Origin of the sequence: Mesorhizobium sp. M7A.F.Ca.CA.004.12.1.1 (assembly GCF_003997835.1) — a bacterium.
GTDB lineage: Bacteria > Pseudomonadota > Alphaproteobacteria > Rhizobiales > Rhizobiaceae > Mesorhizobium.
Window position 1 is genome coordinate 1 of sequence record NZ_RZRK01000157.1, and the last position, 9,758, is coordinate 9,758.

9 protein-coding genes and 1 pseudogene are annotated in these 9,758 nt (G+C 64.0%); 7 read left to right on the forward strand and 3 right to left on the reverse strand.

The genetic code is table 11. From position 1 onward, the window contains the following. From EN984_RS10960 to EN984_RS10970, 3 genes and pseudogenes are all read right to left on the reverse strand, one after another. Nucleotides 1-378, reverse strand: a pseudogene (locus EN984_RS10960) (sensor histidine kinase); the annotation flags it as partial. 118 nt (nt 379-496) lie between these two features. Next, on the reverse strand, nt 497-2,956 hold the full coding sequence (hrpB, locus tag EN984_RS10965) for an ATP-dependent helicase HrpB (protein ID WP_127271567.1): 2,460 nt from the start codon (nt 2,954-2,956) through the stop codon (nt 497-499). A gap of 47 nt (nt 2,957-3,003) precedes the next feature. Next, a complete protein-coding gene (locus EN984_RS10970; protein ID WP_127271454.1) occupies nt 3,004-3,894 on the reverse strand; it encodes a DMT family transporter in 891 nt (296 codons plus the stop codon). Between the two features lie 28 nt (nt 3,895-3,922). Here EN984_RS10970 and EN984_RS10975 point away from each other — a divergent pair, with 28 nt between their 5' ends. The 7 genes from EN984_RS10975 to EN984_RS11005 all read left to right on the forward strand — a co-directional run. Further along, complete coding sequence (locus tag EN984_RS10975) at nt 3,923-4,612, forward strand: PIG-L deacetylase family protein (protein WP_127273168.1); 690 nt, start codon at nt 3,923-3,925, stop codon at nt 4,610-4,612. A gap of 277 nt (nt 4,613-4,889) precedes the next feature. Further along, a complete protein-coding gene (locus EN984_RS10980) occupies nt 4,890-6,221 on the forward strand; it encodes an ABC transporter substrate-binding protein (RefSeq protein ID WP_127269189.1) in 1,332 nt (443 codons plus the stop codon). Nucleotides 6,222-6,347: 126 nt separating this feature from the next. Then, nucleotides 6,348-7,295: a sugar ABC transporter permease gene (locus EN984_RS10985; RefSeq protein ID WP_127269190.1), complete on the forward strand. Its 948-nt coding sequence runs from the start codon at nt 6,348-6,350 to the stop codon at nt 7,293-7,295. Further along, nucleotides 7,292-8,242, forward strand: coding sequence for a carbohydrate ABC transporter permease (locus EN984_RS10990; RefSeq protein ID WP_013528079.1), 951 nt, complete (start codon nt 7,292-7,294; stop codon nt 8,240-8,242). Before EN984_RS10985 ends, EN984_RS10990 begins: the two co-directional genes overlap by 4 nt. After that, complete coding sequence (locus tag EN984_RS10995; RefSeq protein ID WP_127269191.1) at nt 8,239-8,445, forward strand: hypothetical protein; 207 nt, start codon at nt 8,239-8,241, stop codon at nt 8,443-8,445. The genes EN984_RS10990 and EN984_RS10995 overlap by 4 nt, the downstream gene beginning before the upstream one ends. 2 nt (nt 8,446-8,447) lie before the next feature. Then, complete coding sequence (locus EN984_RS11000) at nt 8,448-9,560, forward strand: ABC transporter ATP-binding protein (RefSeq protein WP_127269192.1); 1,113 nt, start codon at nt 8,448-8,450, stop codon at nt 9,558-9,560. Next, nucleotides 9,553-9,758: ATP-binding cassette domain-containing protein (locus EN984_RS11005; RefSeq protein WP_164765435.1), on the forward strand; the 206-nt coding region annotated here is incomplete at its 3' end. The genes EN984_RS11000 and EN984_RS11005, both read left to right, overlap by 8 nt.

A 9,758-nucleotide genomic window follows, 5' to 3' on the forward strand; every position in this document is an offset into this window, starting at 1 on the left:
GCGCAGGGGCAGCGATGTCGCCGAAATGACGACAGGCACGGTCATGAGCAGCGAGAACGGGTTGGTGAGGCCACCGGTCATATAGAGCAGGCCGGCAAGCTGCAGGCTGTCGAAGATGAGGATGCCGAAGGCGGCAAGCGGCGTGAGCCGGTGCGCCGCCGGAAAGCGGAAGGCGAGAAACAGGTTCATCCATGCCGAACAGGCGATCAGGGCAAAGCAGAGGCTGACCGGCAGCGGAAACTTCAGCCCATAGGCGACGACGAGCACCGTCAGGCTCTGACCGACAATGGCAAGCCAGCGCAACCGGATCAGCGTGTTGAGGCGCAATCTCTGGCTCTGCTGGAAATCGGGCGAACGCAAAACGTTGATCATGGCCATGAGTTACAGCCGCGAAGCGGCAAACGCTAGGTACCGCCCCAATCCGAGGAGTCGGAACGGGGCTCTACTTCTTGTTTGAGCATGATCTTTTCCAAAAACCGGCTTCCACTTTTTGGGATCATGCTCTGGGTTTGGCGCGGGCGGTGGCGGTCGCGAGCAGCGGGTTTTCCGGCCAGACATGCTTGGGATAGCGGCCGCGCATGTCGGCGCGCACATCGGCCCAGGAGCCCCGCCAGAAGCCGGGCAGGTCGCGCGTCGTCTGGATCGGCCGGTGTGCCGGCGACAGGAGTTCGAGCGTCAGCGGCACGGCGCCATTGGCGATCGAAGGATGGCGGTCGAGGCCGAACAGCTCCTGCACGCGAATCGCCAGCACCGGCCATTCGCCGTCATAGCGGATCGGCACATGGCTGCCCGACGGAGCACCGAAATGGGTCGGCGCCAGCGTATCGATCCTGCGCTGCAGATCGTGTGGCACGAGGCTGGCCAGCCCGGCCGAGACAACGCCCGCATCGATGGCGGCAAAGGATGCCGCGCCGGACAGGTAAGGCAGCAGCCAGTCGTCGAGGCGCTCGATGAGGGCGTCATCCGCCATGTCGGGCCAGGGCGCGCCAAGGCCTCGATGCAACCAGCCAAGCCGCTGGCGCAGCGTTTGCGCCTCCTTGCTCCAGGTCAGCAGCGACAGCCCGTGCTGGCGCACCGCATCGAGGACGTCGCGGTCGGCGTCAGCACCGATTGGCGGCGGCAGCATGCGCTCGGCAAGCGTGATGGCGCCAAGGCGCACGGTTTCGCGGACGCGCACGGCGCGCTTGTCGCGGTCGAAGCTCGTTTCACGGCGGACCTCGATCCTGTCCGCCAGCGCGGCGCGGACATCGTCCTCGCCGATCGCTGCCGCCGCCGTGATGCGTGCATTCTGTGCCTTGCCCTGCAGGTCGGCGACGACCAGAAACGGCTCGCCCGCCAGCGGATCGGCGGCGTCGAGCATGGCGCCGGAGCCGTTGGCCAGCACGAAACGGCCACGCTCGCCGCGCGCCTTCGCCACCCGATCCGGCCAGGCGTGGACGAGCAGGGGACCGGCTGCCGCAGCTTCGCTGCCCTTCGCCTCGCCAGCCTGCCTCGCCAGCCGTTCGGCGAGCTGCTTGGCGGCTGTAGCGCGTGGCGATTTTTCCCCGCGAAAACGCATCAGCCGCCGCTCCAGATCGGCGCCGTCGCCACCAAGGCCGCGTTCGGTGAGCAGCACGGCAAGCATCGCCGCCTCGAAGGCATGGCCGCTGCCGGCTGCCTCGGCAACCATGTGCGCCAACCGCACCGGCAGGGCGAGCTTGCGCATCGCTGCACCCGCGTCCGTCAGGCGCCCCGTGTCGTCGATGGCATCCAGCGCGCGTAGTAGCCCCCTTGCCTCATTAAGGGCCGGAACAGGCGGCGGATCGAGAAAAGCGAGCCCTGCCGGATCGGCAACGCCGAAGGCAGCGCAATCGAGCAGCAGTCCGGACAGATCGGCCTCAAGGATTTCCGGCGGCGTGAAGGCGGGGAGTGCAGCCGTCTGCTCGGCCCGCCACAACCGGATGGCGACGCCTGGCTGCGTGCGCCCGGCACGGCCGGCGCGCTGGTCGGCGGAAGCCTTGCTGACGCGCACGGTCTCCAACCGGGTGAGGCCGCTGGCCGGCTCATAGCGCGGCAGCCGCGACAGGCCCGAATCGATGACGACGCGCACGCCGTCGATGGTGATCGAGGTTTCGGCGATCGAGGTGGCCAGCACCACCTTGCGGCGGCCGGCCGGCGGCGGCTTGATCGCCGCGTCCTGCGCCTTGCCGTCGAGCATGCCGTAGAGCGGGACGATGTCGGTATCGGTGCCGACCTTGCCGGCCAGCCGTTCGGCGGTGCGCTCGATCTCGCGCTGGCCGGGCAGGAAGGCAAGCACGCTGCCGCTCTCGTCGGCAAGGGCAGCGCGGATCGCCTTGGCCATCGCGTCCTCGATGGCGATGCCGGCGGGGCGTTCGTCATACCGGATGTCTACGGGGAAGGCGCGACCCTCGCTTTCGACGACCGGCGCGCCCGACATGAGTTTGGCGACACGCGCGCCGTCGAGCGTCGCCGACATCACTGCCAAGCGCAGATCCGGCCTGAGCGCCCCTCGGACGTCGAGCGCCAGAGCGAGACCAAAATCGCCGTCGAGCGAGCGCTCGTGGAATTCGTCGAAAATGACAGCCGAAACACCGGGCAGTTCGGGATCGTCGAGGATCATGCGCGCCAGCACGCCTTCGGTGACGACCACGATCCTGGTCTTTGCCGACATGCGGTTTTCCATGCGCATGGCATAGCCGACGGTGGCGCCAGGTTCCTCACCAAGCAATTCAGCCATCCGGCGGGCGGCGGCGCGGGCGGCGAGCCGGCGCGGTTCAAGCAGGATGATCTTGCCGGCGCCGAGCCAAGGCGCGTCAAGCAGCGCCAGCGGCACCAGCGTCGTCTTGCCGGCGCCCGGCGGCGCCACCAGCACGGCGCTGTTGCCATCGCCGAGCGCTTCCGTCAGCGCCGGCAGCACGGCGGATACAGGAAGCTCCGGCAGGGGTTTTGTGGTCATGGCGCCCGCATATCAGCGGTTACGGCCAAGGCGCAACCAGAGTCGGTTTAAAGCCGGGTGCGCGAAAACGGGTTCCAGCGCACGGTGCCCAGCCGCGCTTCCTCACGAACCATGGTCAAAAGGCCGGCGCCGCCAACGACCGCCAGGCCAACCAGCGACAGCCCGTCCGGATATTCCCGGAAGAACAACGCGCCGAGGATCACCGCCCAGGCGATCTGCGAATAATGCGTCGGCGCGACGCGGTTGGCGGGCGCGTATTTCATGGCCAGCAGCTGCAGGAATTGTCCACCCGCGGTGAAGGCACCGGCCATTGCCAGCCACAGCAACTGCTTTCCGCTGGGAACAGTAAAGGCGGTGGCGGCGGCACCGATGCCGTTGAACAGCAGGCCGCAACCGACCAGCACGCCGAGCATGGTGGTGCGCTTTTCCTGCTGCGCCAGCGAGCGCATCAGGATGACGCTGGTGGCCGCGAGGAAAGCAACGCCGAAGGCGGCAAGATGGCCGAGATTGAGTTCGCGAAAGCCAGGCCGCACCACCAGCATGACGCCGGCAAAACCGGCGACCACCGCCAGCCAGCGCCAGGGGCCGACCTTCTCCTTGAGGATCACCGTGGAGAGAATGGTGACGCAGAGCGGCGCCAGGAAGATCAGCGCATAGGACTCGGCCAGAGGAATGGTGGTGAAGGCGTAGACGCTGAGCACGCCGGAAGCGATGCCCGCCCAGGCGCGCGCCTGCACCGCCCATGGTCTTTTGGTGCGCCAGAAATCGCGCCAGCGTTCGCCCGCAGGTCGCGTGAAGAATAGGAAGAAGCCCGCGAACAAAGTTATGAAAAAGCCGATCTCGAAGATCGTGAGTTGACCGCCCAGGCTTTTGACAACGGCATCGCTGCCCGAATAGCTTGCGTAGGCGATCAGGGCGAGCAGGATTCCGTTCGTCACGTTGTTCCAGTTCCGGGGAGAGAGTGATTTGAAAATCCTGGCGCTCGGTGCCCATCCGGACGACATCGAGATCTTCATGTTCGGTACGATGGCCGCCTATGCCGCGCAAGGCGCAGAGCTCACTTTTGCCATGGCCACGGATGGTGCCAGGGGCGGCACGAGTGATCCCGCTGTTCTCGCTCGTGTCCGTCGCGATGAAGCAACGGCCGCGGCTGCGCTGGTAGGCGCAATGCCACGCTTCCTCGACTTCCCGGACGGCGAGTTGGTGGCCGATGCAGCGCTGATCGGAGCTCTGAAAGCACTGATTGGTCAAACCGGCCCGGATCTGGTGATCACGCATGCGCCCAACGACTATCACGCCGACCATCGCGCGTTGTCGGACGGCGTGCGCATCGCGGCGTCTTTCGCCGTCCCGGTGCTGCATGCCGACACGATGGGCGGCACCGGTTTTTCGCCGACGCACTATGTCGACATTTCCGCCCATGCCGACGTCAAGGCCGAGGCGATCCGAATGCATCAGTCGCAGGATCCCGACCGCTTCGTCGACATCGCGCGGACACAGAACGCCTTTCGCGCCGGCCAGTGCAACGGCGCGCAAGGCTCCTCGGCCGAAGCCTTCCGCTTCGAACCGTCGTTCCCGTTCGCCGATATCCGTATGCTGCTGCCGCCGGCACCGCCGATCCGGAAGGTGATGGTGAGCACCAGAAGGGTCGGTTGAGAAGCCGAGGCGACCCCACGTCCTGGTCACAATCGGCCTGAACAGCTTCGGTAAGCCGACCAGCGAGCCGCGCTTCTCCAACGTTTTCAGACATCGCGATAAGCATGCTGCGGCGCAGCAACGAATTCGCTTGCTTTGTTTAGTAAAAATTGCATCACTAAACAAATTACTAAACATCCGCAGCATAACCGCGCAGCCATGTTTGGGCCCCTGAGGAGAGGGGTTGAGGGCTTTTTGAAACCGTCATCCGGGCGCGTTTCGCAAATGGGAGGAAGTCATGAAATCGAGCTTGAAACTGGCGTTGGGACTGACCTCGGCGATCACAGCGTCGACAGCCGTCTCGAACGTCGCGCACGCTGAAGACCTGACGCTGTGCTGGGCCGCCTGGGACCCGGCCAACGCGCTTGTCGAACTGTCCAAGGATTTTACCAAGGAAACCGGCATCGGCATGAAATTCGAGTTCGTGCCATGGACCAACTATGCCGACCGTTTCCTCAACGAGCTGAACTCGCACGGCAAATTGTGCGACCTGATCATCGGCGACAGCCAGTGGATCGGCGGCGCTGCCGAGAACGGCCACTACGTCAAGCTGAACGACTTCTTCGACAAGGAGAAGATCAGCATGGACGATTTCGTGCCGGCAACCGTCGTCGGCTATTCGGAATGGCCGAAGAACACGCCGAACTACTGGGCGCTGCCGGCCATGGGCGACGTCGTCGGCTGGACCTATCGCAAGGACTGGTTCTCCAAGCCGGAACTGCAGAAGGAATTCAAGGAGAAGTACGGTTGGGATCTCGGCCCGCCGACCACTTTCGACCAGTTGAAGCAGGTCGCCGAGTTCTTCCAGAAGCGTGAGATCGACGGCAAGACCGTCTACGGCGCCTCGATCTACACCGAGCGCGGCTCGGAAGGCATCACCATGGGCGCCATGGACGTGCTCTACAGCTATGGCTTCCAGTACGAAAACCCCAAAAAGCCCTACGAAATGGAAGGCTTCGTCAACTCCGACAAATCGGTAAAGGGGCTGGAGTTCTACAAGGCGCTCTATGATTGCTGCACGCCTCCGGGTGCCTCGAACAGCTATATGGGCGAAGGGGTCGACGCCTTCAAATCCGGCCAGGTGGCGATGCACATGAACTTCGCCTTCACATGGCCAGGCCTGCAGAAGGACGAGAATGTCGGCGGCGACAAGATCGGCTACTTCGTCAACCCGAAGGGGCCTGACGGCGAGCAGTTCGCCCAGCTCGGCGGCCAGGGTATCTCAGTGGTGTCCTATTCCGACAAGCAGGAATCGGCGCTGAAATACATCAAGTGGTTCGCCAACAAGGAGGTGCAGGCCAAATGGTGGTCGCTCGGCGGTTATTCCTGCCTCAACGCGGTGGTCAAGGACCCGGGCTTCCCGGCCAGCCAGCCCTACGCGCAGACCTTCCTCGACTCGATGGCCATCGTGAAGGACTTCTGGGCCGAGCCGAGCTACGCCCCGCTGCTGCAGGCCTCGCAGAAGCGTTTCCACGACTATGTCGTCGCCGGCCAAGGTTCGGCCAAGGATGCGCTGGACGGCCTGGTCAAGGACTGGACGCAGGTCTTCCAGGACGACGGTAAGATGTAACTGGGGCAAGATGTAACCCGGCTCCTCCCGAGCTCGACCCATGCGTCCCGTGCCGCCCTTGGCACGGGACGCAGTTCAGATAAATTCCATGACAGAGACGACCAAGTGACCGAAGCAGGACTCACCATGCTCAATCGGACCGCGGAGAACGTTGCCCAGGCGACTCCGGAGCCGTTGGCCCGCAAGGTCCGGGGCATCAGCGACAAGGGCCTCGCCTGGCTGTTCATCTCGCCGACGATCCTGTTGCTGCTGGCCATCAACATCTTTCCGCTGTTCTGGGCGATCTATCTGTCGTTCACCAACTACCGCGCCAACCGCCCGAACGAGGTGGTGAAGAACCTCGGCTTTGCCAACTACCAGCGCATCCTCGGCGACAAGGATATCTGGATCGCCATGCAGACGACGGCGCATTTCGTGTTCTGGACCATCCTGTTGCAGACGCTGATCGGCTTCACCCTGGCCTGGCTGATCGACAGGAAGTTCCGCGGCCACGCCTTCTGGACGACGCTGATCCTGGTGCCCATGATGCTGTCGCCGGCGGTGGTCGGTAATTTCTGGCGCTTCCTCTACGAGCCGCAGATCGGCCTGTTCGCCTACGCCATATCCTTCGTCACGAGGATCCCGCCGACCGATATCCAGATGCTCTCCAACGTGTCGCTGGCGCCCTGGTCGATCATCATCGTCGACACCTGGATGTGGACACCCTACGTGATGCTGATCTGCCTCGCGGGCCTGCGCTCCATCCCCGAATACATCTACGAGGCGGCCGAGGTCGACCGCGCCTCCAACTGGCGGCAATTCTGGTCGATCACGCTGCCGATGGCGCTGCCCTTCATCATGCTGGCTGTGCTGTTTCGCGGCATCGAGAACTTCAAGATGTTCGACATGGTCAATCTGTTGACCGGCGGCGGGCCGGGCTCGACCACCGAGGTCGCCTCGATCACGCTGAAAAGGCAGGCTTTCGAGAGCTGGCGCACCGGCTATTCCTCGGCCTTCGCAATCATTCTTTTCGTGGCGGTGTTCGGCCTCGCCAACATCTACGTCAAGGCGCTGAACAAGGTGAAGCAGAGATGAGCCTGACCACAGCCCATTCGGTCGTCGCACCGAGCAGCAACTCGAAACGGATCGCCGGCACGATCATCGTGCTTTACGCACTGATCTCGATCGTGCCGCTGCTGTGGATCTTCGCCACCAGCTTCAAGACGCCGCCGGATTCGATCGCCTATCCGCCCAAGATCCTGTTCCAGCCCAGCCTCGAAGGCTACTGCAATCTGTTCACGACGCGGACCCGTCAGACGCCGGAATACATCAACTCGCTGGGGCCGGCGACAGGCTTCTGCGACGAGACCACGCGCAAGCGCAACATGGTGATCGCCGGCCCGTCCAACTTCCTGCCGCGCTTCGTCAATTCGCTGATCATCGCCTTCGGCTCGACCTTCTGCGCCGTGTTCCTCGGCACGCTGTCGGCCTATGGCTTCTCGCGCTTCAAGGTGCCGCTCGCCGACGACCTTTTGTTCTTCATCCTGTCGACGCGCTTCATGCCGCCGATCGCCGTCGCCATTCCGATCTACCTGATGTACCGCGAGCTTGGCCTGTCGGACACCGCGCTCGGCATGATCCTGCTCTACACGGCCGTCAACGTGTCGCTGGCGGTGTGGCTGCTGAAAGGCTTCATCGACGAAATCCCGCGCGAGTACGAAGAGGCGGCGATGATCGACGGCTATACGCGGCTGCAGGCCTTCTGGCGCACCGTGCTGCCGCAAGCGACGACCGGCATTGCAGCGACCGCGATCTTCTGCCTGATCTTCGCCTGGAACGAGTACGCGTTCGCGGCACTCCTGACCTCGGGCACCGCGCAGACCGCGCCGCCCTTCATCCCGACCATCATCGGCGAAGGCGGCCAGGACTGGCCGGCGGTCGCGGCCGGCACGACGATCTTCCTGGTGCCGATCCTGGTCTTCACCATTCTGCTCCGCAAGCAATTGCTGCGCGGCATCACCTTCGGCGCGGTGCGTAAATGAGCATGACCAAGCCTGAGAAACGCAAATCGCGCTGGCCGGCCTGGGCCAGGCGCGGGCTGATGGAGAACATCGCCACGGCACTGATCGCCATCGGCTTCCTGATGCTGTTCCAGCCCTTCGCGCTGTCGCTCTACACCTACTCCTTCATCACCATGCTCGCCGGCACCGTGATGTTCATCATCGTCTCCAAGTTCCCGGAATAATCATGGCCGAAATCCGCGTCCAGCACCTGAGAAAGGCCTTCGGCGATTTCGTCGCCGTGCAGGATTCTAACTTCGTCGTCGAGGATGGCGAGTTCTTCGTCATGCTCGGGCCGTCGGGCTGCGGCAAGACGACGACGTTGCGCATGATCGCGGGGCTCGAATTGCCGACCGGCGGCCAGATCCTGCTCGGCGGCGACGACGTCACCATGCTGCGGGCCCGCGAGCGCGACATCGCTTTCGTCTTCCAGCTGTTCGCGCTCTATCCGCACATGAATGTGCGCAAGAACATCGGCTTCCCCTTGCTGGCGCAAGGCATGCCATCGCCCGAGATCCGCACCCGTGTCGAGGAAACGGCAAAACTGCTGCGCATCGATCATCTGCTCAACAAATCCGTCTCCGGACTTGCCGGTGGTGACCGCCAGCGGGTCGCGCTCGGCCGCGCCATCGTGCGGCGGCCGAAGTGCTTCCTGATGGATGAGCCGCTCGGCACGCTCGACACCGAATTCCGCGATTTGATGGTCCATGAACTGCGCGAACTGCACAACCGCATCCGTGCCACGACGGTCTATGTCACGCACGACCAGATGGAAGCGATGTCGATGGCCGACAAGATCGCGGTGATGAACCATGGCGTCATCGAACAGTTCGGAAGCCCACGCGAAATCTACGACCGCCCGGCAACCATGTTCGTCGCCGACTTCATCGGCTCCCCGCCGATGAATTTTCTGGGTTTTGGCGGCGGGCTGGCCAAAGGCGCCAGGGAGATCATCGTGCAAGGTGCGAAGGTCGCGGTGCCGGAGGTACGAGAGGACATCGCACCCAGCGACATGGCCCTTGGCATCCGCCCGGAGCACATACGCTTCGACGACGCCTCCAAGCTGCGCGGCGCCATCTATGGCACCGAATATCTCGGCACCACGCAGATCGTCGCGGTCGAAACGGCGGACGGTATCATCAAGGCACGCGTGCCGGCCGAAATCCGGCTCTCCACCGGCGACCATGTCGGCCTGACGCTGAGCAGCGCGCGCCTGTCGCTGTTCGAGAAGGGATCGGGCCGCGCGGTGAGAACCGCGATCCACGATGTCGCCTCGGAGCGGAGGGCCCAGCATGGCTGAGGTGCACATCAAGAACGTGACCAAGAGTTTCGGCGACCATGTCGCCGTCGACGGCCTCGACCTGCACATAGCAGATGGTGAATTCGTCGTGCTGCTCGGGCCGACCGGGGCCGGCAAGACAACGACGCTGCGGCTGATCGCCGGGCTGGAACGGCCGGATTCCGGCACGATCGAGATCGGCGGACACAATGCCACGAC